We start from the raw sequence: 25,465 nt of genomic DNA, 5'->3' as shown, positions 1-25,465 counted from the left end.
GAGGTCCTTTATTTATCAATAATTATTAAATAGCTGAGAGATAGATAAAATAACATTCTTGGTTTTAGACTTTATACCTAATAAATCACTAAATTTAAATGATAAGAAAAGAGTAGAATCTTGATGTTATTTTTTTTTAATAATCTTAAAACAGTACAAATATGAGCTTACTATCAGAGAATATTATTCCAGGAAATCACGGTAAGATTTTTGGAACTGACGCGATGGAAAAAACCGATTTAATAGAAATTAAAACGAGCCTATTAACATTGGAAGGAATTAATGAAGTTATTCTCAACACTGAAACTTTCCCAAGGGAATTTACCATATACACGGATCAAATCGTTTCATTATCGGATATTGAATACAAGGTAAAATCTGTAGGGTTCCATGCTATCCCAAAAGAGACGTTTGAGTTGTAATAGTTGTGTACTACTGAAACACAACCAGACCCTTTCTCTTTCAATAAAAAAATAGTAGCTCTAATTACTCCTGATGTTGTTTAAAAAAAATAGTAACTGTGAAATTTGCTTTTCAATTGGCTGTATCGTAATATTGCAATATAAATATATAGCGATGGGGATTACTAAAACGGAATATTTTACAGAAGAGCAAAATGAGTTGGCAATCTTAGCTAAAGCGATAGGCCATCCTGCCCGAATTGCCATAATACAGCACCTTATTAAGGTAAATAGTTGTGTGTGCGGGGATATTGTAAATGAATTACCTCTGGCACAACCTACCGTATCCCAACATTTAAAGGAACTAAAAAACGCAGGGCTTATCAAAGGTAACTTTGAAGGAAACGCCATTTGTTATTGCCTCGATGAAGGAGGCTTCAATAAAGTTCGTGGCTTTTTCAACCAAGTAAACACCTATTTAGAGAACAAAAAAAATCAATGTTGTTAATTTTTAAATTAAAAAAAATGAAGTTATCAGAAATTAAAAAAGAGCTAAACACATTAGAAAATGTAACTTTCCTGTTGCCAGACGGCACTGCTGTTCCTGATCATTTTCACGTTACTGAAGTAGGTTTAATTACCAAAAACTTCATTGACTGCGGAGGAAAAGTAAGGAATGAAACCGTGATAAACTTCCAGTTATGGGATGCTAATGATTTTGAACACCGTTTAATACCAAAAAGACTATTGGATATTATTATCTTGTCTGAGAAAATTTTAGGGATTGAAGACAACGACATTGAAGTGGAATACCAAGGCGAAACTATCGGTAAATACGATTTGGGATTCAACGGAAAGGACTTCATGTTGCTAAACAAGCAGACTGCCTGCTTGGCAGAAGATGCATGCGGAATTCCACAAGAAAAGCAAAAAACCAAACTATCTGAAATTCCAAGTCAAACAAACAGTTGTACTCCAGGTGGCGGTTGTTGTTAACTAAAAATGTATTTTATAAATGACTCAATCAAATACTACCGTGTTCCATTCAATAGAAAATGAAATACGTTCTTTTCAATATAGGAACATACCCCCCGAACGTAAAACTATACTACAGCCACTAATTGATTTTATCCAAGAGAAGATTAATAAGGAAGAAGAAATCCGACTAAATTTTATTTGTACGCACAATTCCAGAAGAAGTCATTTATCTCAAGTCTGGGCGCAAACGGCGGCAGCACATTTTAATGTGAAAAATGTGTTTTGCTATTCAGGCGGTTCAGAAGCTACGGCATTATTCCCTGTAGCAGCCAAAACATTAGAACAATCGGGATTCGAGGTGCTCCCTCTTGCTGAGGGTAAAAATCCCATTTATAGTATAAAGTATGGAGCCAATGCCCATCCGATTATTGGATTTTCTAAAACCTATGACGACAGTTTTAATCCGCAATTTGCCTTTGTGGCGATATTAACCTGCTCACAGGCGGACCGCGCCTGTCCTTTTATTGCTGGTGCTGAAAAACGCATTCCTATCACTTTTGAAGACCCAAAAGCATTTGACAACACACCCCAACAAAAAGAAAAATACAAAGAAAGAAGCATTCAAATTGCTACGGAAATTTTCTATGTATTCTCACAAATAAAAAAATAAGATGTCCGCAACTAATTGCACTCCTGCATTGAACAGAAAAAAACTAGGCCTTCTAGATAGTTATTTAACCCTTTGGATATTCCTTGCCATGGCAATAGGCGTTGCCATTGGAAATTTCTTCACTTCTAGCGGAGACTTTATTAACTCGTTTTCAAACGGTACCACTAATATTCCTTTGGCAATTGGACTTATCCTAATGATGTATCCGCCATTGGCAAAAGTGAAATACGAACAAATGGGCGAAGTCTTTAAAAACACTAAAGTACTAAGTGCTTCCCTATTCTTGAATTGGGTTTTAGGCCCGATTTTAATGTTTTTCCTGGCTTTAATTTTCCTCAATGGCTATCCTGAATACATGATTGGCGTTATCCTTATTGGGCTCGCACGTTGTATCGCTATGGTGGTTGTTTGGAACGACCTTGCTGATGGAGACAGAGAATATGCCGCCGGACTGATAGCCTTAAACAGTATTTTTCAGGTACTACTATACAGTGTCTATGCTTATGTTTTTATTACGGTACTTCCTCCCTACTTTGGTTATACCGGTTTTCATGTAACTATCAGTATTGGACAAATTGCCGAGAGTGTCGGTATTTATTTAGGAATTCCCTTTGCATTGGGAATCATCAGTCGATATGCGTTAATCCATCTAAAAGGAGAAGACTGGTTCCAGAATAAATACGTCCCTTTTATCTCCCCAATTACCCTTATGGCCTTATTATTCACGATTGTGATTATGTTTAGCTTGAAGGGAGAGTTAATCGTTCAAATCCCCATGGATGTCGTTCGAATCGCCATTCCTCTTGTTATCTACTTCACCTTGATGTTTGTATTGAGCTTCATGATCGGAAAATACTTTGGTGCCGACTATTCTAAAAGTACTGCTATTGCATTTACAGCCACAGGAAACAATTTCGAATTGGCTATAGCAGTTGCTATTGGTGTATTTGGCATCAACAGCGGACAAGCTTTTGCCGGTGCTATAGGCCCGTTAGTAGAAGTTCCAGCATTGATAGCCTTAGTGAATGTTGCTTTTTGGTTTCGAAAAAAATACTATCCAACTACTGCATAAAAATCAAATTATAATAAAATATAGAAACCATCCTTTTATTTCAAAATAAGAGGGTGGTTTATTTTTTAGAAGCTATTTCCCGCTATCCGCTATATCTTTATACCTGCCGAAAACGGCAGCTATAAAGGATGCCGCTTCTATCTGGGCTAGGGCAATTCGTATTGAAATTAAATCTGAATTAATTTAAAAGCCCAATTTTACAATGTAATAAAAAAGCTACATTAGCACAGTGACACCTATTTGTTAATGATGAAAGCCGACAATTAAAAAAGCAATTACAGCTTAGTCGATTTACCCACCGTTAAATAGATATGGTTGTTGGGATATAGGAATTCCATCTTAGTATTCTGTTTGTTGATTTTCAGCTCTGCATGGCCATCGGTGTTTTCCAAGGAATAGATTGTATAATTCGGGTCTGGAACATAGACCACAGCCTTCATTATTTTATACCTCAATTTCATATTGGTAAAAAAGAATACTACATCATTCTTTTTTTTGTCGAGGAACACAAACGAATATTCATTTCCTGAAATATCACATTCCCCAATATTAAAAGGAATTTCGTCAACACAATATCTTTGCACATTAAACACTTGTTCTTGAGAATACATAGATCCCGACAGCAACAGTAACAAGATAAAATACTTCATATGTTTTTGATTTTCTTCAATTGGACTATCATAGTACCGATTGTTTCAGCAATACAAAAGACATGCCACTAAAAAATAATTGAGGACATAACACTCTTCTTTTTTGTTTCAAGAATTGCTTTCCTTCTATATTGTGTGAAAAAAAATCGTTACTTTGAAAATTGCTTCACAACCGCTAAAAGAAACAGTTAAAGAACAATTACAGGTTATATTAAATTACAGATCAAAATAAATTTTAAATAAATCATGAGTTTAAAAAAAGACATTAACGTATTGAGACGAACATTAATGCGTAGCCTTACCAAAAACGTTGGAAGTTCACAATTTGATCAAAATATCGATCTGACAAAGGTAGAGTTTAAAAAAATTTTAATTAGCAGACCAAACCCCAGATTAGGAAACCAATTGTTAATCACTCCACTGTTACAAGAGGTCATTGCCACTTTCCCTGAATGTGAAATAGATTTATTCGTGAATGGTGGTTTAGCCCCAATTATCTTTAAAAATTATACAAACGTAAAACGGATCATTCAACTACCAAGAAAGCCTTTTAAGGAACTTACCAAATATGCGAAAGGATGGTTGTCTTTAAAAAAACACAGTTATGATATTGTAATTAATGTCGTGGAAAACTCTTCATCGGGAAGATTATCCGCTCAATTTGTGAACTCAAAATACAAGTTTTTCGGTGATGATGTTGATGATATTGCGTTGAAGCATAAAGATTATGAACATATTGCAAAATATCCAGTTTACAACTTCAGACATTATTTAACAAAACTTGGATTTAAAGAAAATAATACGCCAGTCCCTTACTTAGACTTAAAATTGAGTGCTTCAGAACTTGCAGATGGAGAAAAAATGCTACAAAGCATTGTACAAAATAATAAAAAAACCGTTTGCATCTTTACTTTTGCTACAGCTGATAAATGTTATCCAGAATCATGGTGGGCTCCCTTCTACGACCGATTAAAAGCGGAATATCCAGACTACAATATTATTGAAGTCCTACCAGTTGAAAATGTTTCACAAATAGGGTTCAAAGCACCAACCTTTTACAGTAAAGATGTCCGTGAAATAGGGGCGCTAATGGCAAATACTGAAGTATTTATTGGCGCAGATAGTGGAATAATGCATTTAGCCAGCGCAGCAAAAGTGACTACAATTGGACTTTTTTCCCGTGATAATATAAACATGTATGCTCCTTATAACAGCCATAGTGCGGCCATAAACACCAATACGGATTCTATTGATGATTACATTACCGTATTAGACAAAATTCTTAGATAGTGTTAATTTGTAAAATTGATGAAAAACAACCAAATTGAGCTCACTACAGAAAATAGTGTAGAGAAAACCAACCTAGCATTTACTCTAGATTTGAAATTTACCGATTTGAAACACTAATCCTATAAAAAGTTACTTTATAAAAATGGATTCGATGAAAGTCGAATCCATTTTTTTGTTGCATCATCATTTGTTTTATTACATTTACAACTCGTAAAAAAATAACTATGTCTGTCGCAAAAAAAGATTACAAAAGAATTACCACTAAGTCCTTAATTGATATGAAGGCAAATGGGGAAAAAATCTCCATGCTTACCGCTTATGATTACACCATGGCAAAAATTGTGGATACAGCCGGTATTGATGTTATTCTTGTGGGTGATTCTGCTTCAAATGTAATGGCTGGACATGAAACAACCTTACCAATTACTTTAGACCAAATGATATACCATGCCTCTTCAGTGGTAAGAGCAATTGAACGAGCCTTGGTTGTGGTTGATTTGCCTTTTGGAAGTTATCAGTCTGACCCAAAAGAGGCCTTGCGTTCCTCCATCCGAATTATGAAAGAAAGTGGAGGTCACGCAGTAAAACTAGAAGGTGGAAAAGAAATTAAAGAATCAATTAAAAAAATATTAAATGCAGGAATTCCAGTAATGGGACATTTGGGTTTAACACCTCAATCAATTTATAAGTTTGGAACGTATACCGTACGTGCAAAAGAAGAGGAAGAAGCAGATAAATTAGTTGAAGATGCTCAATTATTAGAAAGACTGGGCTGCTTTGCTTTGGTTTTAGAAAAAATACCGGCTCATTTAGCTGAAAAAGTAGCCAAAAGTATTTCGATTCCAGTAATAGGAATTGGTGCAGGAGGTGGCGTTGACGGACAAGTGCTTGTTATCCATGACATGTTAGGGATGAATAATGAATTTAGTCCCCGTTTCTTAAGAAGATACATGAATCTTTATGAAGGAATGACGACTGCGATTGGCCAATATGTTGCCGATGTAAAATCGAGTGACTTCCCTAACGAAAAAGAACAGTATTAACCATTTCTTAAAGTCACTATAAGTAGTAAGGTACTATATTTGCCTAAAAAAATACGTCCCCCCATTATGCTTGAAATGCTTAGTACCTGTATTGTTATTCCCTGCTATAATGAAGAAAAAGGCTTGTTATTAAAAGAATATTCAAACTTTCTTGACACTACTCCTGAAGCTATTATTTGTTTTGTAAATGACGGTTCCACTGACAAAACACTCCAGGCACTCAATCTCTTCCAGGAAAAGTATTCAGATCAGGTTCATATTATTTCGTTACTTAAAAACGCGGGAAAAGCAGAAGCCGTTAGAAAAGGTATTAATTATTGTAACCAAAACTTAAACCACAAATTTATCGGGTATCTAGATGCTGATTTAGCAACATCACTTGAAGATTTCATGAACCTCACCGTCTATTTAAAAGCGGATATTGTGTTTTGTTTTGGTTCCCGAATTAGAAAAATTGGATCTCATATTGTTCGCAAAAATAGCCGTTTTTTGATTGGTAGAATTATAGCTACTTTTATTTCAAAAATATTGAGCTTAAAAGTCTATGATACACAATGTGGCTGCAAGGTTTTCACCAAAGATCTGGCGGAGCAGTTGTTCAAAAAAGAATTCCTTTCAAAATGGCTTTTTGATGTTGAATTATTTTTTAGGATGATGATTCTTTTCGGTAAAGAAAAAGCAATTCAAAAAATGTATGAGGCTCCTTTAAAATCATGGATTGAAAAAGGTAATTCTAAAGTAAAACCAACTTATTTTTTTAAACTTTGGATTGATTTGTACCAAATCAATAAGGAATATAAAAAATTATTACAAATCCCATCTATCCAACACTTATAGACCATGATTACAGATAAATTTAAAAACAACTCCTATATTCTTTATATTTCTGTAATTATTCTTATCCTGTTCCGACTATTGCTAACCTTTGCCATCCCTTTGCTAGATAAAACAGAAGCAAGATATGCTGAAATAGCAAGAATTATGTGGGACACCAACCAATGGATTGTACCGCAAATCGATTATGGAGTTCCCTTTATGGCAAAACCACCGCTATCCTCCTGGTTATCTGCTGGTAGTTATATCATTTTTGGTATTAATGAATTTGCTTCGAGACTACCGTCTTTACTACTAAACGTATTAATTCTAGTCATCACTGGAAAAATCGTCAAAAAAACAGGGCTATCTTTTTATCTTCCAGGCTTTATTCTATTAACCATGCCCGAATTTCTAATTCATACCGGTGTTGTTTCTACTGATACTGCTTTTGCATTTTGTACCACAATGGTAATGATTGCGTTTTGGAAAACTATGAATTCACCACAGAAAACCTACTGGAATTATCTTTTCTTCGTATTTCTCGGGTTGGGATTATTGGCAAAAGGCCCTCTGGTACTAATGCTGACACTTCCTCCTATTTTTTTATGGTGCGTACTTGATACCAAAAGATTTAAAGAATTATTTTCGAAATTTTCTATGATTATAGGAACTCTGATTGTTACTGTAATTGCCGCTCCTTGGTATTATTTAGCAGAGCAAAAAGCCCCTGGTTTTCTTGATTATTTCATCATTGGAGAGCATTACAAACGGTTTGTAGAATCCGGATGGAAAGGCGATTTATACGGTAAACCTAAATCCCAACCCTTGGGTATGATTTGGTTATTTATGATTGCTTTTGGCTTCCCTTGGATACAAATTGTTTTTTATAAACTTTGGAAAAATAAAAAAACAATTTTTAAAAACAGTTGGATCTCCTTCTTATTTCTATGGTTGTTTTGGACACCGGTATTTTTCACCTTCTCCAGAAACATCCTGCACACCTACATGCTTCCTATTACAATACCAATTATGTTTTTAATGGTTTACTATTGGGAGGATTTTAAAAGCAAAAAACAAATTTTTCGTGTTGCCCTTGTGTTTCCTTTGATTGTATTTATCGCTTATTTTGCCGTTTTTTCAACTGGAAAATTAGAGAACTATATGAACACAGATAAATATATGCTAGAGAATCTAAAAGTGAACAGTGAAAACAAACAAGTGCCGTTATTCTATTGGAAAGAAAAAAATTATTCAGGGCAGTTTTATTCTGATGGAAAAGCACAGCTAATAAAAAATGAATCTCAGTTTGACTCGGTATTCAAAATTCATAAGAAAATTTTCTTAGTGATATTGAAAAAGAGGGAATATGAAATTTCGAAAAAATATATCGACCAAATGGTTTTAACGGAAAGCAATTATAAAACTTCTATTTTTGTATCCAAATAAAAGGAACAGCATTAGCTAATGAAAGAGATATCAAACAAGAATAACCTACAAGTTCTTCATCAAGACAACCATATTATTGTTGTGAATAAGCGTGTAGGCGATATAGTTCAAGGAGACAAGACGGGCGACAAACCATTATCTGAGGTCGTAAAAGAATATATCAAAGAAAAATACAACAAGCCCGGTGAGGTTTTCCTTGGTGTGGTGCACCGTTTAGACAGACCCACAACAGGCATTGTCGTTTTTGCAAGAACCAGCAAAGCGCTAACACGCTTAAATGAGTTATTCAAAAATAGGGAAACACAAAAAACGTATTGGGCAATTGTAAAAAACAAACCTATTAACCCAGAAGATAAGTTGATTCATTTTATAAAAAGAAACGAAAAAAACAATACGTCAAAGGCACACATAAAAGAAGTCCCTGACAGTAAGTTAGCAAGCTTGGATTATACTGTTTTTAAGGAGTTGAACAATTATTTTGCATTGGAAATCAATCTTCATACAGGGAGACACCATCAAATCAGGGCACAACTAGCTTCAATAGGCTCCCCAATAAAAGGCGATTTAAAGTATGGTTTTGACCGAAGCAATCCTGATGGCGGCATCCATTTGCATGCCCGAAAATTAGTTTTTGTACATCCGGTAACTAAAGAAAGCTTATCCATCATGGCCCCAGTGCCAAATGAGGTAATATGGAATGCTGTATAAAAACTAAAACCCTATATTTACAACTAGTAAAAAATAAATAATTTCATACAATACCTAAATTCATGCGAAACACACTACTCCTCTTATTTTCCCTTTGCCTGTATACGATGACTGCCCAAGATCATTTTTCAGGGATAAAAAACTCAAGTGGACTTAGCCTGCTTAGCTCTTCTATGAATCCAGCTGAACTTTCAAATCTTAATTCTAAATATGAAATCAATTTTTTCTCAGCAAGCATTAATGCTGCGAATAATAAAGTAGGTTTTAATGATTTAATTAATAATTCAGGTACTATTGCGGATTTAATATTTCAGGGAAACGAACCCGTAAATCTTCGAATTGATGCTGAGATATACGGTCCAGGATTTGCCATAAAAAAAGACAAATGGGCTTTTGCTGTAATTTCTAAAGCATATGCAAAATTAAACTTTATAGACATCGATCCAAAATTAGGCGAAGCCGTAAACAATGGAACATTAGGATCAATAGTCAATACGTCGCTATTAAGTAATAAAAACAATCAACGGGTAAATGGTACATCTTGGGGAGAAATTGGGTTTTCGGGAGCGAGAAATCTATTCGAAAATGAACAAAATAAAATTAGTGTTGGTACTTCTCTAAAGTTATTGTTTCCAGGATCCTATACTAATTTTGGTGCTGACCAATTTCAAGGAAAAATAAATGTTGTTTTAGGCGAAGCGTATTTAAATGACACCAATGCTAATCTTAAAATTACTTATTCAGGGAACTTAAATAATGGTTTTACTGATTTTAGCGATTATTCAAAATCCCTATTCGGAAAATTAAATGGTTTTGCTGTTGATTTAGGATTAAATTATCAATTAAAAGAAACAGATGGATATAAATTAAACGCTGGAGTTTCCGTTAAAAATATTGGAGGTATGACCTTTAAAGATACAAACAATGCTTCAACTAATTATACTTTAAATATTCCTCCTTCATCCCCCACTAATGCTGGATTAAATTTAAATAATTTTCAAAATGTGAATAGTCTTGAAGAGGCGGAAACTATATTATTAAACAGTGGATATTTGACTAAAAAACAGTCTGATAAAGACATAAAAGTAAAATTACCAACTATATTTGTTGCGTATGTTGACGTTAAAGTCCTGCCTAAATTTTTTGTTTCTTTGTATACCCAACAAAAAATGAATAGTGATAGCGAAAATGACCAAATCACCACTCAAAATGTAGTATCAATAACACCACGGTTTTCATTAAAAAATTATGATGTTTATTCGTCATGGTCTACTAATGAAATTTCTGGCGTAACTGGAGGATTTGGGTTTAGAGTTTATGGGTTTTATTTAGGATCAAGCTCTATTATTACAGCATTGACAAGTGATTCAAAACAAGCGGATCTATACCTGGGATACCGTTTAAAACTGAAGTAAATAAGGGAATAAGTAATGCTTAAATAAAATATTTTATGAATTTTAAAACTGATTTGAACTTTAGAAAAGAGACTTTAATAAAACTTCTCAACAACATCATAATTCATGAGGATGATATAATTAAGGCTTTGTATGATGATTTCAAGAAGCCTGCTTTTGAAGCGGTCCTGACAGAAACCAATTATGTTATTTCTGACTTAAAAGACACCATCAAGAACTTGAATAAATGGGCAAAGCCAAAAAGGGTTTTACCATCGTTACTCAATTTCCCTTCTACAGATTATATCTATAAAGACCCCTATGGAAAGGTATTAATTATTGCTCCTTGGAATTATCCTTTTCAATTGGCTCTTTGTCCTTTGGTTGCTGCAGTTGCTGCCGGAAATCAAGTCGTCCTTAAACCTTCTGAATTGACAAGTAATACATCCGCTATAATTGCGAAAATAATAGCAAAAACGTTCCATGTTAATCATGTGGAAGTTATTCAAGGTGGTGTGGATGTTTCTGAAAACCTACTTTCACAACGCTGGGATTATATCTTTTTTACCGGAAGCGTTTCTGTGGGAAAGATAGTTGCTAAAGCGGCAGCGGAACATCTTACTCCTGTCACATTAGAACTTGGCGGAAAAAATCCGTGTATTATTGATGAAACTGCTAATTTGAAACTGGCGGCCAAAAGAATTGTTTGGGGAAAATTTGTAAATGCGGGACAAACCTGTATTGCTCCAGATTATATCTTGATTCAAAAGGACATGAAAAATAAGTTTATTGACTATCTGAAAGAGGAAATAATAACCGCATACGGAAACGAACCAGAAAAATCTCCTGATTTTGCCAGAATTGTCAATGCTAAAAATTGGAACCGATTAACTGAAATGATTGATAACGACAAAGTAATTTTTGGTGGTCAGTCTAACGAGTCTAGCTGTTATATTGCCCCTACTCTTATTAATGAATATGACATTGACAGTCTCGTGATGAAAGATGAAATATTCGGACCTTTATTACCTATACTTGAATACTCTAGTGCTGCAGATATATATACGGTAGTTTCCAAATATGAAAAACCATTGTCATTATACCTTTTTACAGAAAATAAAATATTTGCAGAAAAAATTATTCAAAATTATTCTTTTGGAGGAGGGTGTGTAAATGATACAATTATTCATTTTTTAAATAAGCGACTGCCCTTTGGAGGTGTAGGTCACAGTGGCATTGGTGCCTATCATGGGGTGTCAAGTTTTGATGTTTTTTCACATAAAAAAGCGATAGTAAAAAAAGCAAATTGGCTCGATTTACCTGTGCGATATGCTCCTTATAAAGACAAATTAGACACTGTCAAGAAGCTGTTAAAATGGATTTAATCATCGAAAAATCGGTAAGCGAAGCCGCAGAATACAGGCGCTCTATGGGCGTATTCAAAAACGAAGTCCTTGATGATGAAAAAGTAAAATAATGCATTCGTTTTGCTACACTTGCTCCTGCAAGCAGTAATATGCAACTGTGGGAGTTCTACCAGATTACTACTCCTGAAGTTTTAGAAAAAATTACAAAGGCAAGTTTTAGTCAAAATGTGGCAAAAACCGCAAGTCAGATGGTTATCGTGGTGGCAAGAAAGATTTATGGAAAAAGAGTACAATCTAATGTTGCTTTTTTAAAATCGCAGTATTGGGGGAAATCATTCGCAGACTATTCAAGAAGAGAGAAATTTGCCTTCAACTATTATCAAAAAGTTGTGCCTACTCTCTATTTTGATTTAAGGGATTTTGGGCGCCCTTAAATTTTTCGTTTTTCAAATTATCGGAATGTTTAAATCTATTTATAGGCAAGTCTGAAAGAGTGATATGCGAATAGTAGCCCATAAAAGTGCCGCCCTAGCCGCGCAAAATTTTATGATTAGCATGACAGACATCAATTATGACACTTGCCCCATGGAAGGTTTTGATTCTTTAAGAATCAAAAAAATATTGAATTTACCTGCTGGAGCTGAAATAAACATGATTATCGGATGTGGAATACGGGGAGGATTGGGCGTTTACGGATAACAGTTCCGGATCCCCTTTGAAGAAGTCTATTTTAAATTATAACACCACAATACTATTTTAAAAAAATATAAAATCTAACAAAAAATGAATATGAAACAAGACCGAATAGAAGAAATACTGCGCAATGGATACCAATTGGATTTTGCTAATGTTTTTAACAAAGCATTTGAAAACTATAAAAAAATAGCACTCTATGCAGGTCTAATGATTTTTGTGTTTATGGTCATCCTGGTGGCGATCATAGCAAGTATGGGAGCAGCCTTTTTCGGATTAGCGTCACTATCGCAAGAATCATTAGAGGGATTAAGTCAAGGTATGGGTGCCCTTAGCGGAACAGCTCTTCTTACCTTTACAGGAGTATCGATTTTGTTTTCTAGTCTAATTAGTCCATTACAAGCAGGATTAATAAAAATGGCTTACTGTGCTAACAGAGATGAAGAATTTCATGTTTCAACGGTCTTTAGTTACTATACTACTAGCTATTTCCCACAGATTTTTGTTGCAACATTTCTAATTTTGCTGTTTAGCAATGGAATATCAATGGCATTAAATTATAGCGGAATCATTCTCGTGGGTTCAATACTGTCTCTTGCAATCGCCTTTTTTACGATACTAACTATTCCACTTATCATTTTCAGCGAATTTAAAAGCACTGGATGCTATTAAATTCAGTTTTTTAATTGTCGCAAAACAGCCCCTGATTCTCTTCGGTCTTATGGCTCTCGCAGTTATTGGGTCTATGGTAGGATTTATTGGATGTTGTATAGGTATAATTTTCACATTACCCTTTGTTTACTCCATGTATTATTCTATCTATAGTGAAATTATCGGATATGATTATGAGGAAGAATCGTAGAAAAATAATGAATACTTCATTTATTTTAAATAATTAGAAACGCGATTTTATTTATTTTAAAATCGTGTTCCTATTATAGAAAAATCATTAAGTTACCATCCTATTATTATCAACTACGCAAATCAAAAATACATTTTCTATGGTGTTTTACAATAGCTTTTTTTATTTGATTATTCTAAACTATACTTTCTTTGCTTGGTTTTTCTTACCAAAATTAACACGTCCAAATGCGGACTTGATTGACATGCCCTTTGCAAACAAAACACCTTTTTTATGAGGTTTTTTATTGATTTTTATTACATTATTATTTTTCACCCGCAACAAAACAAAGAAAAAATAAAAGAGCATTTTAGCAGAAAAGAATAATGAGATATATACGCAATCAAGAGTACCAGCTCTGTCTTTTCTTCTTTGGACTTGTAAATAGTATAGCTGAAATTAATTTTATGGACATACAAATGCCAGTAAAGAATGGGTATGAAGAAACAAAAGAGATAAGAAAATTAAAGGCCGGTGCATCAATTTCAATAATAGCAATAACCGCAGGCACCGGAATAGAATTAAATAACAAATGAATTGCAGCTGGTATGAATGATTATATATCAAAGCCAATCCTAACGAAAGTAATAGAAGATGCTTTGTTTAAGTGGACCACCTGCTAGCATTTTGAAAAGCCGCTATGTATTTTGTGAAAAACATATTAAAATAGTATATAACTTTGCAGCGCGTTTATTAAAAAACAGGATGAAAATTGAAATCATATGAAATGGATAGGACGAAGACAAAGTGACAATGTAGACGACAGAAGAGGCATGTCTTCCGGTGGTAAAACAATTGTCGGTGGAGGAATTATTGGAATCATAATAGTATTAATAAATGTATTTGGCGGCGAAAACGCCCAAATGCTTACACCTGTTTTAGAACAATTGAATCAGGGACAAAGTGCTCCTACCGAACAAAGAGATCTAACTGCAAAAGAACTGGAAGAGCAAGCCTTTATAAAAACAGTATTAGCTGATAATGAAGATGTTTGGACTAAAATTTTCAATGAAAATAATTTGAATTACATAAAACCTAATATTGTACTATTCAGTGGTGCCGTTGGGACAGAATGTGGGAATGCAACCTCGGATTCTGGTCCTTTCTATTGTCCTGCTGACCAAAAGGTCTATATGGATTTAACCTTTTTCGAAGAACTAAAAACTCGATTCGGAGCTCAGGGTGGAGATTTTGCCACTGCTTATGTGATTGCACATGAAATTGGGCATCATGTACAAACCTTGTTAGGAACATCTGATAAAATGAGACAAATGCAACAAGGCAAGAGTAAGGCGGAAGCCAACAAATTATCTGTGGCGCTGGAGCTACAAGCTGACTTTTACGCAGGAGTTTGGACTCATTACAACCAGCAAATGAATAATATTTTAGAAGACGGCGATCTTGATGAAGCATTAAGTGCAGCGCATGCAGTAGGTGATGACGCAATCCAATCTAAAATGCAAGGGCATATTGTACCAGAATCTTTTACACACGGAACCTCTCAACAACGCAAATATTGGTTTATGAAAGGCTATAAAACTGGTGATCTCAAACAAGGGAATACTTTTGATGAACTGAGATAAAAAAAAGACAGCACAATCATTAAAATCGGGATAAACTCCCGATTTTGTTGTTTTTTACCAACAAAACTAAATAGTACTATCAAAAATCTCATCTCTATTTCTTCGGTAAACCGAAAGGAAACTATTGTAAACATTATCTCTTATTAATCAGTCAGTTATATCGACATGTTTACTTTTTTTTAGAGTTCAAAAAATTAAGCAACTACTTACGATAACTAGCTGCGCATAAGTGAATAAAACTAGTTGACACTTCCTTTTAAACAAATAGGAAAGCCTGGACCATTAATTTACATCTTGTTAAAAACGAAGCAGCACATTTATTTAAACAAAGTCAATCATTAAAAAAAACATCGGAGAAATAAGCAGTATCTTCGCGCCAACTTAAAGAAGTACTCTAAATAATAGTGTTTCTTCATAAACACAATTTATGTCATTTAACTCATTAGGCCTATCTGATGCTTTATTAAAAGCAGTCAGCAAAAAAGGGTACACAATCCCTTCTCCAATACAACAAAAAGCAATTCCACCCATTTTAGAAGGTAAAGATGTACTAGCATCTGCACAAACGGGAACAGGAAAAACAGCAGGTTTCACGCTACCCATATTACAAACATTATCACAAGGAAAGCACTTAAGCCACAGACCTATTCGCGCCTTAATATTAACACCTACACGAGAATTAGCTGCTCAAATACTTGCTAATATAAAAGAATATGGTGAATTTTTAGATATACGTAGTGCCGTTATTTTTGGAGGTGTAAATCAAAAACCGCAAGTAGCGCAACTGCGACAAGGTGTTGATATTTTAGTTGCCACTCCGGGTCGATTAATCGATTTGCAAAATCAAGGTTTACTAACGCTGTCTAAAGTTGAAATCTTAGTTTTAGACGAAGCGGATAGAATGTTAGACATGGGATTTTTACGAGACATTGAACGCATACTAAAAGTCTTACCTGCAAAAAGGCAAAACTTAATGTTTTCGGCGACCTTTTCAAAAGATATTAAGAAATTGGCAATGGGTATTTTGCACAAACCAGTTCAGGTTGAAGCAACACCAGAGAATACTACTGTCGATGCGATTACTCAAAAAGTATATCCTGTTGCAAAAGAGAAAAAAACAGAATTGATCATTAAATTGATTACTGAAGGAAACTGGCAACAAATTCTGGTGTTTACACGTACAAAACAAGGTGCTAATAAGTTGTGCGAAGCCATGATTAGCGCAGGCATTAAGGCCGCAGCTATTCACGGTAACAAAGGGCAAGGAGCACGAACCAAAGCCTTAGCCGGATTTAAAAACGGTAGTCTAACCGCTTTAGTCGCTACAGATATCGCAGCTCGTGGTTTAGACATCCCGTTATTACCACATGTTATCAATTTTGAATTGCCTAATATTCCTGAAGATTACGTTCACCGCATCGGTCGAACAGGAAGAGCTGGAGCAAATGGAGAAGCCATTTCTTTATTTAGCCCAGACGAAACCACTTTCTTACGAGATATAGAAAAATTGATTGGCATGAAATTACCTATCGAAAACATTGCAGGTTTTGAACCAGATCCTAAAGCATCTACTCAACCTATTAAACAAGGCCAAGGAAGACAACAACGCAATTCAACCCCAAGGCAACCGAAAACGGATAATTCAAACCGAAGTAGTAACAATAGCTTTGGTCCAAGACGTACTAACGACAGACGTTCTAACTAATAAATTAAGTTTTCTTTTTTTAGGAGCAGTATGATTTCGTTTTTTTAAACATGATCTCCCGCTATACACTACAAACCTTGTGCAGGCTATACGCTAGCCCACACAAGGTTTTTCATTTCTATCGGGGCTACTATCACGACTTTAATTCTTAAGACGATTATACAGCTCGTCTTACGGCAATTATATTTATTCTAAAAACGCAATGTGCTTATGTAAACAAACATTCGTACTATTTGTCATGCTGGAAGTGCCTCAGCAAAGTTGCTCACCTATCTTGAAACGCTGTCAGCTTGATAAACTATATGGTGTGTTTTATGAGAGAATAGAACGCTATTAAAATTGGGTGTTATACTATATTCCCCTTTACTGCCACGAGCGACCCGCTCGTGAACACAAACACATAAAAAATATAAAATTGGAAACAGCACGAGCGGGACGCTCGCGCTCGCTGTGCGGTTTTCTAGTAAAATAGTATCTTCTAAACTAGAAAAAATCATCTGATTGCGAGGAATTCCTGTGACGTGTTGCGTCTTTAAACATGCAACTATTCTTGCTTTTTTATTTCAAATATGTATTATATTTGAAAGAACATAACAACGATTTTTTCGCAGATAGACTTTGGTGGCAATGTTGCCGCAGAATACAAAAAAATCCCTTAATGAAATCGGAAATAGACATAACTGAATTTAGAAATAGATTAAAAGATAATACGAAAATTGGCTCTCCCAAATTAAAAATTGAATGGGGGATTTTGTCCTTTTTTTTTGCTGATAATTCGAAATATTTTTATGGAAAATTTGACAATTCAACTTTTGATATTATAAAAAATTCTAATTTTTTTCCAAGTTTTTATTTTCTGAAAAGGAACATATAAAAAATACTGAAAAAAAATTTGACTGTAAATTACAGTGTCGAACCAGTTGATAAATTAATAAGTACTTTCATTAAGTACTTTCCATTTATTGCCTTTATTATGTGTAATTCCATTTTTTATTTTCAAGCAAAACCACCAATTGGAATATATGCTACGTTTAATTTATTCATAGTTTTTATTTCCATCTTTTCGAAACTGAGTATAAAATGGCAAAATAGAAACCTGAAAAGAAAATTCAATAAAATTTTTGAAATAAATCAATGAAATTGCACAGCCGCCACTCGCTGACGCGAGCGTCCCGCTCGTGAAAACAAACACAATTATAAAATTGCAAACATCACGAGCGGGATCTCGCGCTAGCTATGCTAGTATTCACGATTTTTATCCTTGCGACCATTTACAATTCGAGTAATGCTTAGTAAAATTACCCCAACCATCCATCACGATCCAAGCTTCTATACTGAATCGCTTCGGCAATATGAGAGGATACAACTGTAGGAGCTGCATCGAGATCAGCTATCGTTCTCGCTACTTTCAAAATACGATCGTAAGCTCTAGCTGAAAGATTCAGCCGTTCCATAGCGGTTTTTAAAAGTTGTTTAGAAGTATCATCTAGCGCACAATATTCTCTAATGTGTTTAGTATTCATTTGGGCATTGTAATGTATGTTGTCCATCTGCTCAAAACGTGCAGATTGTAATTCTCGCGCTGCAGTCACTCTTTTTCTTATATCAACACTACTCTCCGCCTTTTGATCATCAGATAATTTTTCGAAAGGAACAGGAGTCACTTCGATGTGAATGTCAATTCGATCCAGCAAAGGCCCCGAAATTTTACTCAAATACCGTTGCATTTCGTGTGGTGAAGAAGTTTGTGGAGAATCTGGATCGTTAAAAAAGCCACTCGGACTAGGGTTCATACTAGCCACTAACATGAACGAGGAAGGATAAGTTACCGTAAACTTCGCTCTTGATATCGTTACTTCCCTATCTTCTAAAGGTTGGCGCATTACTTCCAGTACATCCCGTTTGAATTCCGGTAGTTCATCCAGAAACAAAACACCATTGTGCGCCATCGAAATTTCACCCGGTTGTGGATAACTACCCCCACCAACGAGCGCTACGTTTGAAATTGTATGATGCGGACTCCTAAAAGGCCTTTGATTCATTAAACCAACTTCTTTCAATTTACCAGCAACACTATGAATCTTAGTAGTTTCCAGTGCTTCGCGCAAAGTCATTGGAGGCAAAATACTTGGTAGCCGTTTGGCAAGCATCGTTTTTCCAGCACCTGGAGGACCAATCAAAATAATATTATGCCCACCGGCAGCCGCTATTTCCATGCAACGCTTAATACTCTCTTGCCCTTTCACATCCGAAAAATCAAATTCAGGAAAATCTAAATCTTTATAAAATTCGGCTCTGGTATCTATTATTGTTGGTTCTAAATTACCTTTTCCTTCTAAGAAATCAATAACCTCTTGAACATTCTCAATACCATACACATCTAAACCAGTAACGATGGCGGCTTCTTTCACATTTTGCTTTGGAAGAAAAAAGCCTTTAAAGCCCTCCTCTTTCGCTTTTATAGCAATAGGTAACGCACCTCGTATAGGTTGTAAACTGCCATCTAGCGACAACTCACCCATAATAATATATTTTTCGACATCGATTGCTTGGATTTGTTGAGACGCAACAAGAATCCCTATCGTTAAAGTTAAATCATAAGCAGACCCTTCCTTCCGTAAATCTGCAGGAGCCATATTAATTGTTATCTTTTTGCCAGGCATAGCATACCCATTATTCTTGAGAGCAGCTGCAATTCTATAGCTGCTTTCTTTGATGGCATTATCAGGCAACCCCACTAAATGATATCCAATTCCTTTATCAATATTCACTTCAACGGTTATTGTTGTAGCTTCAACTCCAAATACAGCACTTCCAAAAACTTTAACTAACATAGAGAATAATTTTATTAAAAATAATGAATTTTAACATACCAAACCGCACAATCTTTAGAATTACAAAAAACAATTAGTCATCAGTTTTTTGACCTTATTTGAAAGTGATTAATCATCTACAACAAAGAACTAATCCTTCACAAAAAGGTGGTTAAAACGGAGTGTTTTCCGTTCTAACACCGTTGCAGTTTTCTAGTTATTTTAAATTACAATTAAAGCGCTAACTATGGATCAAGCTAAAAAATAAAAAAATGTTAAAATATTATATTACAAATACTTAACTCCTTTTTTTAGACCAAATCCTACCTGATTTACCTGCCCTTAAAATAACCGTTACTAACTATAGAAACGGAGTCTTACCAGTCTATTAATAGCTTTTTAGATATATTTTCTTATCTTTGCAGCTAATTATTTGCTTTTTCACGGATAAAATCGAGTTTTTCATCAATTATTCGAAGAATCCAATCTACGATTTCACATTCCTGAAATCAACTTGAAAAAACATACCTTTATTGCAGTCCGCTGCACCTTTTGCCTTTTGGAAAAATTCCATAAACAGGGTACTACCTAATCTAAAATAACAAGAAATGCACGTAATAGATTATATAATCTTTGTCGTTTATATGCTGGCCATGTTAGGTGTTGGCCTCTATTTTTTTAATAAAAATAAAACTGCCGAAGATTTTTATGTCAGTGGAAGAAACATGAGCAGTTGGCATATCGGTCTATCTGTAGTTGCTACTGATGTTGGAGGTGGATTCTCTATTGGTTTAGGGGGACTCGGTTTTACGATGGGGATATCCGGTTCTTGGATGTTGTTTACAGGGCTGCTTGGAGCTTGGTTAAGTGCCGTCTTTCTGATTCCGAAAGTTAGCGAACTAGGGCACAAATATAAATTTTTTACTTTCCCGCAGATCTTTGGTCATTTCTACAACGGAAAAGTAGCACTTTTAGCGGGTATTATTTCTGCAATTGGATACATCGGATTCACCAGCTCTCAAGTTTTGGCTGGAGCCAAATTAGCTTCGGCAACAATTGATGGTCTAAATATTCAGACGGCATTGATTGTAATGGGTGTTATTGCGGTGGCCTATACTTCCATTGGCGGATTAAAAGCAGTAATCTATACCGACACGATACAATGGTTAATCCTTATAGGTGGATTAGTTTTTATAGGAATACCAGTGGCCTATAATGCAGTTGGCGGATACGATGCCATTAAAGCAACATTAGATCCTAAGTATTTATCAATGACAAACGTGACTTGGTACCAAATACTAAATTGGTCCGTTACCATTATTCCGATCTGGTTTGTTGGAATGACTTTATACCAAAGGATTTATGCCAGTAAAGGTCCTAAAGAAGCAAAGAAAGCTTGGATTATTGCCGGAGTGTTCGAATGGCCAATAATGGCTTTCATGGGAGTTATTCTTGGCATGTTAGCCAAAGTAGCGGCGACAAAAGGCATGTTTGACGGAATTACAGACGCTGCGTCAATGGACAGCGAGATGGGTTTACCCGTTTTATTGGCTACTGTTTTACCGATTGGGTTAATGGGATTAATGCTCTCCTCCTATTTTTCGGCTATACTTTCCACTGCTGACAGCTGTTTAATGGCTGCCTCCGGAAATATCGTAACTGATATCATTTCTAAATTCTCTAAAAAGGAGTTATCACATAAAAAAGAATTGCAGCTTTCACAAATAGTAACATTATTAATTGGAGTTTTTGCCATCTTATTAGCTTCCCAAATGCAAAACGTATTGGAACTAATGCTTTACTCCTACGCCTTCATGGTTTCTGGATTATTCGTCCCCGTCCTAGGTGCTTTATTTTGGAAAAAAAGCCATCCAATTGCTGCTTTTTGGAGCATGCTTTTTGGAGGAGCAACTACAATTTTACTTATAATTACCGAAAATAAGCTACCTTTAGGAATAAAACTACCCGAACACTTAGACGCGAATATTTATGGAATAAGTATTTCCCTCCTATTGTTCGTTACAATATCAACTTATCATAATAACAAAAAAGAAAAACAAAATGGAATTCAAAATAATTAATAGTACTTCAGGAGAAGACAAAATACATACCAATCAAATCGTTGCTCAGTTTCTTTTTACTCACCTAGAGGAATACGGTGATAAAATTGAAGATATTTTAAAATGTACTGCTTACGTTATGAACCCAAACAAGGGAGGAAATATCGTTGTTGGTATTGACGCTAATAAAATTGTTGGTGTTGTTATTTTAACAAATACTGGAATGAAAGATTTCATCCCTGAGAATATTTTAGTGTACATCGCTGTAGACAATAGCCAACGCGGTAAAGGTTACGGGAAACAATTAATGCAAAAAGCAATATCAATTGCTGAAGGAAACATTGCACTTCACGTAGAACCGGACAATCCTGCTAAAAAACTATATGAAAAATTAGGTTTTACTAACAAATACCTAGAAATGCGTCTTATCAAATAGTCCAAAATGGAGAATTTAAACCTACGGTTAGCACCACTAGCTCTACTGAGAAAAGAACTGCATAAGTACCCAGAAGTTTCTGGAAAAGAGATAGAAACTGCAAAAAGAATCATGTCATTCTTAAAGAAATATCCGGCTGACGAAGTTATAACCAATTTAGGAAAAACTGGAATTGTAGCGATTTATAATGGTAAAAAACCTGGAAAAACCGTGATGTTCAGATGTGAGTTAGATGCTTTACCCATTGAAGAAATTAATACTTTCGAACATCGATCGCTAACCAATGGTGTTTCACATAAATGTGGACACGACGGTCACATGGCTATTTTATGTGGTTTAGCAACAGAATTATATCAACACAAGCCAGAAACTGGAAAAGTAATTCTATTATTCCAACCTGCTGAGGAAGATGGTAGCGGTGCACAAAAAGTGTTTTCAGACACACAATTTACTGTATTTCAACCCGATTATGTTTTTGCCTTGCACAATTTGCCTGGATATACAAAACACCAGATTGTAGTTAAAAATGGTACTTTTACTTGCGCCGTTAATAGTATAATAATAAAGTTGGACGGAATAACTGCACATGCTGGGGAACCTGAAAAAGGAATTAATCCTGCCTTAGCGATAGCATCGATTATTACCCAATTTAACACTTTTATTCAGGCTGATATTTCAAAAGAAAATTATTGTCTTATTACTCCTATTTATACTAAAATGGGAAAAAAAGCATACGGTGTTTCTGCGGGAGCGGGAGAAATTCATTTTACAGTAAGGAGCGATAGTAATACCCAGATGAGAACAATAGAAACCACTTTAGAAACCATAGCACATGCAGTCGCAAATGAATATCGCTTGGAATGTAATATTAGATGGACTCAAGGCTTCCAAGCCAATGAAAATGATGAAACGGCAGTCCGTCTCATAAAAAAAGCGGTAAAAGAGAACCAATTTCAACTCCTGGAAAAGGACACTCCTTTTACGTGGGGAGAAGATTTCGGTTTATTTACCCAACGCTATCCAGGTGCGATGTTTGGACTGGGGTCAGGAACAGACACCCCAGCTTTACACAATCCTGACTACGATTTTCCAGACGACATCATTACGACTGGAGTATCTATTTTCCACCATATAAGTAAACAGATTACAAATGCACACTAATTCAATAATAGAACTTAATAATACCGCTTATCAAAAGAACCTCTCTTTTCTCCGAAACACTTTTGGGAAAAAAGTAGAAATTTCATGCGTCGTAAAAGGTAATGCCTACGGACACGGAGTTACGGCAATGGTTTCGATGGCATATCACAACGGAATTACCCATTTCTCCGTTTTTGATGTAGAGGAAGCGAAGGTAGTTAAAGCCAAATTAGAAGATAAAGCAACCATAATGGTCATGGGACTGGTTCAAGACGAAGACATGGAATGGGTCATCAATAATAATGTCGAGTTTTTTGTTTTTGATAAAGGCCGGTTGACAAAAGCAGCAAAAACAGCAAAAAAGCTACGTAAAAAGGCAATTATACACCTTGAAGTAGAGACTGGGATGAACCGTACCGGCTTTGAAAAAAACGAACTGAATACGGTAATCGGTTTTCTGAAAAAAGAAAAAGAACATGTTTTTCTTAAAGGACTTTGTACTCATTATGCTGGTGCCGAAAGTATTGCAAACTATTATAGAGTAGATAAACAAATTAAGCGCTTTGAAGATATTTACCAATATCTTTGTGAGAATGAGCTAAAACCAGAAATCAAGCATTCAGCCTGTTCAGCAGCATCTATAATGTTTCCTCAAACCAGAATGGATATGGTTCGAATAGGTATCATTCAATATGGTTTATGGCCAAGTCCTGAAGTATTTGTGTACTATTTGAGTACAAAAAAGAACAAAACTGACCCTCTTCAAAGAGTTATTACTTGGAAAAGTAAAGTAATGAGTATAAAAAAGGTGAAAATTGGCGAGTTTATAGGATACGGAACTAGTTTTCTTGCAGAGCGAAATATGACAGTTGCAACTATTCCCATTGGCTATTCCCACGGGTATAGCCGTTCACTAAGCAACCAAGGAAGAGTCCTAATTAATGGCCATCGTTGCATTGTAGTTGGCTCTGTAAATATGAATATGATGACCGTCGATGTTACACACCTTGAATCAGTAAAAAAAGATAATGAAGTAGTACTGATAGGCTCTCAAAATGATATTTCAATATCTGTGGCTTCATTTAGCGATTATAGCAATCAACTTAATTATGAATTATTAACTCGAATTTCTAAAACGATTCCACGTAAAACTATAGAATAATGGCTTTTATAAAACTATACAGAGAAAAATTAGAAGAAAACTATGCTTTCTTAAATAACATTTTTAAATCAAGAAATATAGAATGGGGAGTTGTTACGAAGCTTCTATGCGGAAATAAAACATACTTGACAGAAGTTATCGCATTAGGTGTAAAAGAAATGCATGATTCCCGCGTCAGTAACTTAAAAAAAATAAAAGACTTAGACGCCACTATCCAAACCGTATATATCAAACCACCTGCAAAACGGAGTATTGAAAAAATCGTACAGTATGCGGATGTAAGTTTTAATACTGAAATAGAAACTATAAAAATGCTTTCAAAAGAAGCTAAAAAACAAAATAAAACCCATAACGTCATCATTATGATTGAAATGGGAGATTTGCGTGAAGGCGTCATGGGGGAAGAATTAATTGAATTTTACGGTCATGTAATTAGCCTGCCTAATATTGAAATTCTGGGTATAGGCACTAACCTTAATTGTCTAAGCGGCATAATGCCTACTCAAGACAAACTAATTCAACTTAGTCTATACAAGCAACTGATTGAAGCTAAATTTAATATTAAAATCCCATGGGTTTCCGGTGGAACTTCTGTATCGATACCCTTGATGCTTAAAAATGCACGTCCTATGGCAGTGAACCATTTCAGAGTTGGAGAAGCATTATTCTTTGGTAAAGACCTATTTACGGGCGAAACCATAAAAGGAATGCACAATGATGTCTTTAAATTGTACTCAGAGATTATCGAAATTACCGAAAAACCAGAAACTCCAACAGGTGAATTAGGCGAAAGCGGTGTTGGTAATACTTATGTAATGGAAGATGATGCTGATTTAGGAATCACTTCTTTACGAGCGATTCTCGACATTGGACTATTAGATATGCAACCACAATACATTGAAGCAGATGATCCTGATATCACAATAGTCGATGCCAGTTCTGATATGTTAGTAATCGATGTGTCAAGCTCAAAAAAACAATATAAAATAGGAGACTTAGTGTCTTTTAAGATTCAATATATGGCAGCGTTATATCTATTGAATTCAGATTATATCGAAAAAACAATTGGTTAGGACAAGATTAAGAAATAGTAAAAGGGAAGATGAACGTTGTTTATCTTCCCTTTTTTTTGGTTAG

General features: G+C 35.1%; 25 protein-coding genes. 23 read left to right on the top strand and 2 right to left on the bottom strand.

All coding sequences use genetic code 11. From position 1 onward, the window contains the following. Window positions 1–161: 161 nt before the first annotated feature. From A3SG_RS0100985 to arsB, 5 genes are all read left to right on the top strand, one after another. The gene (locus A3SG_RS0100985) at window positions 162–422 is read left to right on the top strand and encodes a hypothetical protein (RefSeq protein ID WP_016988141.1); all 261 of its coding nucleotides are present in this window, start codon (window positions 162–164) and stop codon (window positions 420–422) included. Between the two features lie 154 nt (window positions 423–576). Next, entirely contained in the window at window positions 577–909 is a 333-nt protein-coding gene (locus tag A3SG_RS0100980; protein WP_016988140.1) for an ArsR/SmtB family transcription factor, read from the top strand. A 17-nt stretch (window positions 910–926) separates the two neighbouring features. Then, the gene (locus tag A3SG_RS0100975) at window positions 927–1,397 is read left to right on the top strand and encodes a DUF6428 family protein (RefSeq protein WP_029596535.1); all 471 of its coding nucleotides are present in this window, start codon (window positions 927–929) and stop codon (window positions 1,395–1,397) included. 19 nt (window positions 1,398–1,416) lie between these two features. Then, window positions 1,417–2,049 (top strand): low molecular weight phosphatase family protein, encoded by a 633-nt coding sequence (locus tag A3SG_RS0100970; protein ID WP_016988138.1) that lies wholly within the window; start codon window positions 1,417–1,419, stop codon window positions 2,047–2,049. Between the two features lies 1 nt (window position 2,050). Then, entirely contained in the window at window positions 2,051–3,121 is a 1,071-nt protein-coding gene (arsB, locus tag A3SG_RS0100965) for an ACR3 family arsenite efflux transporter (protein ID WP_016988137.1), read from the top strand. Between the two features lie 275 nt (window positions 3,122–3,396). Here arsB and A3SG_RS0100960 read toward each other — a convergent pair whose 3' ends face one another. Beyond that, complete coding sequence (locus tag A3SG_RS0100960) at window positions 3,397–3,771, bottom strand: hypothetical protein (protein ID WP_157485257.1); 375 nt, start codon at window positions 3,769–3,771, stop codon at window positions 3,397–3,399. A gap of 246 nt (window positions 3,772–4,017) precedes the next feature. On the opposite strand from A3SG_RS0100960, the gene A3SG_RS0100955 reads away from it, so the two are divergent. From A3SG_RS0100955 to A3SG_RS0100890, 13 genes are all read left to right on the top strand, one after another. Then, window positions 4,018–5,061, top strand: a complete 1,044-nt coding sequence (locus A3SG_RS0100955) for a glycosyltransferase family 9 protein (RefSeq protein WP_016988135.1) — start codon at window positions 4,018–4,020, stop codon at window positions 5,059–5,061. Window positions 5,062–5,285: 224 nt separating this feature from the next. Then, entirely contained in the window at window positions 5,286–6,104 is an 819-nt protein-coding gene (panB, locus tag A3SG_RS0100950; RefSeq protein WP_016988134.1) for a 3-methyl-2-oxobutanoate hydroxymethyltransferase, read from the top strand. 66 nt (window positions 6,105–6,170) lie between these two features. Further along, window positions 6,171–6,941, top strand: a complete 771-nt coding sequence (locus tag A3SG_RS0100945; protein ID WP_016988133.1) for a glycosyltransferase — start codon at window positions 6,171–6,173, stop codon at window positions 6,939–6,941. A gap of 3 nt (window positions 6,942–6,944) precedes the next feature. Continuing rightward, window positions 6,945–8,366 carry an ArnT family glycosyltransferase gene (locus tag A3SG_RS0100940; protein ID WP_016988132.1) on the top strand — a complete coding sequence of 474 codons (1,422 nt, stop codon included), beginning with the start codon at window positions 6,945–6,947 and terminating at the stop codon, window positions 8,364–8,366. Window positions 8,367–8,384: 18 nt separating this feature from the next. After that, on the top strand, window positions 8,385–9,074 hold the full coding sequence (locus A3SG_RS0100935; RefSeq protein WP_016988131.1) for an RluA family pseudouridine synthase: 690 nt from the start codon (window positions 8,385–8,387) through the stop codon (window positions 9,072–9,074). Window positions 9,075–9,181: 107 nt separating this feature from the next. Further along, a complete protein-coding gene (locus A3SG_RS0100930; protein ID WP_016988130.1) occupies window positions 9,182–10,489 on the top strand; it encodes a hypothetical protein in 1,308 nt (435 codons plus the stop codon). A 35-nt stretch (window positions 10,490–10,524) separates the two neighbouring features. Next, window positions 10,525–11,853 carry an aldehyde dehydrogenase gene (locus tag A3SG_RS0100925; protein ID WP_016988129.1) on the top strand — a complete coding sequence of 443 codons (1,329 nt, stop codon included), beginning with the start codon at window positions 10,525–10,527 and terminating at the stop codon, window positions 11,851–11,853. Between the two features lie 131 nt (window positions 11,854–11,984). Next, window positions 11,985–12,269: a hypothetical protein gene (locus tag A3SG_RS22075; protein WP_232226232.1), complete on the top strand. Its 285-nt coding sequence runs from the start codon at window positions 11,985–11,987 to the stop codon at window positions 12,267–12,269. 64 nt (window positions 12,270–12,333) lie between these two features. Then, a complete protein-coding gene (locus tag A3SG_RS22070) occupies window positions 12,334–12,534 on the top strand; it encodes a nitroreductase family protein (protein WP_232226231.1) in 201 nt (66 codons plus the stop codon). A 90-nt stretch (window positions 12,535–12,624) separates the two neighbouring features. Further along, a complete protein-coding gene (locus A3SG_RS18735; RefSeq protein ID WP_157485255.1) occupies window positions 12,625–13,200 on the top strand; it encodes a hypothetical protein in 576 nt (191 codons plus the stop codon). 636 nt (window positions 13,201–13,836) lie between these two features. After that, entirely contained in the window at window positions 13,837–13,965 is a 129-nt protein-coding gene (locus tag A3SG_RS22650; protein ID WP_255347641.1) for a hypothetical protein, read from the top strand. Between the two features lie 186 nt (window positions 13,966–14,151). Next, window positions 14,152–15,012, top strand: coding sequence for a neutral zinc metallopeptidase (locus A3SG_RS0100895; protein WP_016988123.1), 861 nt, complete (start codon window positions 14,152–14,154; stop codon window positions 15,010–15,012). 427 nt (window positions 15,013–15,439) lie between these two features. Beyond that, on the top strand, window positions 15,440–16,717 hold the full coding sequence (locus tag A3SG_RS0100890; RefSeq protein WP_016988122.1) for a DEAD/DEAH box helicase: 1,278 nt from the start codon (window positions 15,440–15,442) through the stop codon (window positions 16,715–16,717). Between the two features lie 1,298 nt (window positions 16,718–18,015). On the opposite strand, the gene A3SG_RS0100875 is transcribed toward A3SG_RS0100890, so the two are convergent. Beyond that, entirely contained in the window at window positions 18,016–19,551 is a 1,536-nt protein-coding gene (locus tag A3SG_RS0100875) for a YifB family Mg chelatase-like AAA ATPase (RefSeq protein WP_016988119.1), read from the bottom strand. 587 nt (window positions 19,552–20,138) lie between these two features. Here A3SG_RS0100875 and A3SG_RS0100865 point away from each other — a divergent pair. The 5 genes from A3SG_RS0100865 to A3SG_RS0100845 are packed head-to-tail and all read left to right on the top strand — an operon-like array spanning window position 20,139 to window position 25,401. Beyond that, on the top strand, window positions 20,139–21,611 hold the full coding sequence (locus A3SG_RS0100865; protein WP_029596534.1) for a sodium:solute symporter: 1,473 nt from the start codon (window positions 20,139–20,141) through the stop codon (window positions 21,609–21,611). Then, window positions 21,592–22,026: a GNAT family N-acetyltransferase gene (locus A3SG_RS0100860; RefSeq protein WP_016988117.1), complete on the top strand. Its 435-nt coding sequence runs from the start codon at window positions 21,592–21,594 to the stop codon at window positions 22,024–22,026. The genes A3SG_RS0100865 and A3SG_RS0100860 overlap by 20 nt, the downstream gene beginning before the upstream one ends. A 6-nt stretch (window positions 22,027–22,032) precedes the next feature. Then, on the top strand, window positions 22,033–23,187 hold the full coding sequence (locus A3SG_RS0100855; protein WP_016988116.1) for an amidohydrolase: 1,155 nt from the start codon (window positions 22,033–22,035) through the stop codon (window positions 23,185–23,187). After that, window positions 23,177–24,328 carry an alanine racemase gene (gene alr, locus A3SG_RS0100850; protein WP_016988115.1) on the top strand — a complete coding sequence of 384 codons (1,152 nt, stop codon included), beginning with the start codon at window positions 23,177–23,179 and terminating at the stop codon, window positions 24,326–24,328. Before A3SG_RS0100855 ends, alr begins: the two co-directional genes overlap by 11 nt. After that, complete coding sequence (locus A3SG_RS0100845; protein WP_016988114.1) at window positions 24,328–25,401, top strand: alanine/ornithine racemase family PLP-dependent enzyme; 1,074 nt, start codon at window positions 24,328–24,330, stop codon at window positions 25,399–25,401. The genes alr and A3SG_RS0100845 overlap by 1 nt, the downstream gene beginning before the upstream one ends. Window positions 25,402–25,465: the final 64 nt, after the last annotated feature.

Origin of the sequence: Flavobacterium sp. ACAM 123, from assembly GCF_000264055.1 — a bacterium.
GTDB lineage: Bacteria > Bacteroidota > Bacteroidia > Flavobacteriales > Flavobacteriaceae > Flavobacterium.
Note: the sequence above shows the minus strand (reverse complement) of the source record. Positions and strands in the feature narration are given on the sequence as shown.

Coding starts and splice junctions, on each gene's coding strand:
- A3SG_RS22070 (WP_232226231.1), top strand. CDS start 12,334: ATGCGAATAGTAGCCCATAAAAGTGCCGCCCTAGCCGCGCAAAATTTT.
- A3SG_RS0100865 (WP_029596534.1), top strand. CDS start 20,139: ATGCACGTAATAGATTATATAATCTTTGTCGTTTATATGCTGGCCATG.
- A3SG_RS0100895 (WP_016988123.1), top strand. CDS start 14,152: ATGAAATGGATAGGACGAAGACAAAGTGACAATGTAGACGACAGAAGA.
- A3SG_RS0100845 (WP_016988114.1), top strand. CDS start 24,328: ATGGCTTTTATAAAACTATACAGAGAAAAATTAGAAGAAAACTATGCT.
- A3SG_RS0100930 (WP_016988130.1), top strand. CDS start 9,182: ATGACTGCCCAAGATCATTTTTCAGGGATAAAAAACTCAAGTGGACTT.
- arsB (WP_016988137.1), top strand. CDS start 2,051: ATGTCCGCAACTAATTGCACTCCTGCATTGAACAGAAAAAAACTAGGC.
- A3SG_RS0100925 (WP_016988129.1), top strand. CDS start 10,525: ATGAATTTTAAAACTGATTTGAACTTTAGAAAAGAGACTTTAATAAAA.
- A3SG_RS0100970 (WP_016988138.1), top strand. CDS start 1,417: ATGACTCAATCAAATACTACCGTGTTCCATTCAATAGAAAATGAAATA.
- A3SG_RS0100945 (WP_016988133.1), top strand. CDS start 6,171: ATGCTTGAAATGCTTAGTACCTGTATTGTTATTCCCTGCTATAATGAA.
- A3SG_RS0100855 (WP_016988116.1), top strand. CDS start 22,033: ATGGAGAATTTAAACCTACGGTTAGCACCACTAGCTCTACTGAGAAAA.
- A3SG_RS0100985 (WP_016988141.1), top strand. CDS start 162: ATGAGCTTACTATCAGAGAATATTATTCCAGGAAATCACGGTAAGATT.
- A3SG_RS0100960 (WP_157485257.1), bottom strand. CDS start 3,771: ATGAAGTATTTTATCTTGTTACTGTTGCTGTCGGGATCTATGTATTCT.
- A3SG_RS0100980 (WP_016988140.1), top strand. CDS start 577: ATGGGGATTACTAAAACGGAATATTTTACAGAAGAGCAAAATGAGTTG.
- A3SG_RS0100955 (WP_016988135.1), top strand. CDS start 4,018: ATGAGTTTAAAAAAAGACATTAACGTATTGAGACGAACATTAATGCGT.
- A3SG_RS0100875 (WP_016988119.1), bottom strand. CDS start 19,551: ATGTTAGTTAAAGTTTTTGGAAGTGCTGTATTTGGAGTTGAAGCTACA.
- A3SG_RS0100935 (WP_016988131.1), top strand. CDS start 8,385: ATGAAAGAGATATCAAACAAGAATAACCTACAAGTTCTTCATCAAGAC.
- A3SG_RS0100860 (WP_016988117.1), top strand. CDS start 21,592: ATGGAATTCAAAATAATTAATAGTACTTCAGGAGAAGACAAAATACAT.
- A3SG_RS18735 (WP_157485255.1), top strand. CDS start 12,625: ATGAAACAAGACCGAATAGAAGAAATACTGCGCAATGGATACCAATTG.
- alr (WP_016988115.1), top strand. CDS start 23,177: ATGCACACTAATTCAATAATAGAACTTAATAATACCGCTTATCAAAAG.
- panB (WP_016988134.1), top strand. CDS start 5,286: ATGTCTGTCGCAAAAAAAGATTACAAAAGAATTACCACTAAGTCCTTA.
- A3SG_RS22075 (WP_232226232.1), top strand. CDS start 11,985: ATGCAACTGTGGGAGTTCTACCAGATTACTACTCCTGAAGTTTTAGAA.
- A3SG_RS0100975 (WP_029596535.1), top strand. CDS start 927: ATGAAGTTATCAGAAATTAAAAAAGAGCTAAACACATTAGAAAATGTA.
- A3SG_RS0100940 (WP_016988132.1), top strand. CDS start 6,945: ATGATTACAGATAAATTTAAAAACAACTCCTATATTCTTTATATTTCT.
- A3SG_RS0100890 (WP_016988122.1), top strand. CDS start 15,440: ATGTCATTTAACTCATTAGGCCTATCTGATGCTTTATTAAAAGCAGTC.
- A3SG_RS22650 (WP_255347641.1), top strand. CDS start 13,837: ATGGACATACAAATGCCAGTAAAGAATGGGTATGAAGAAACAAAAGAG.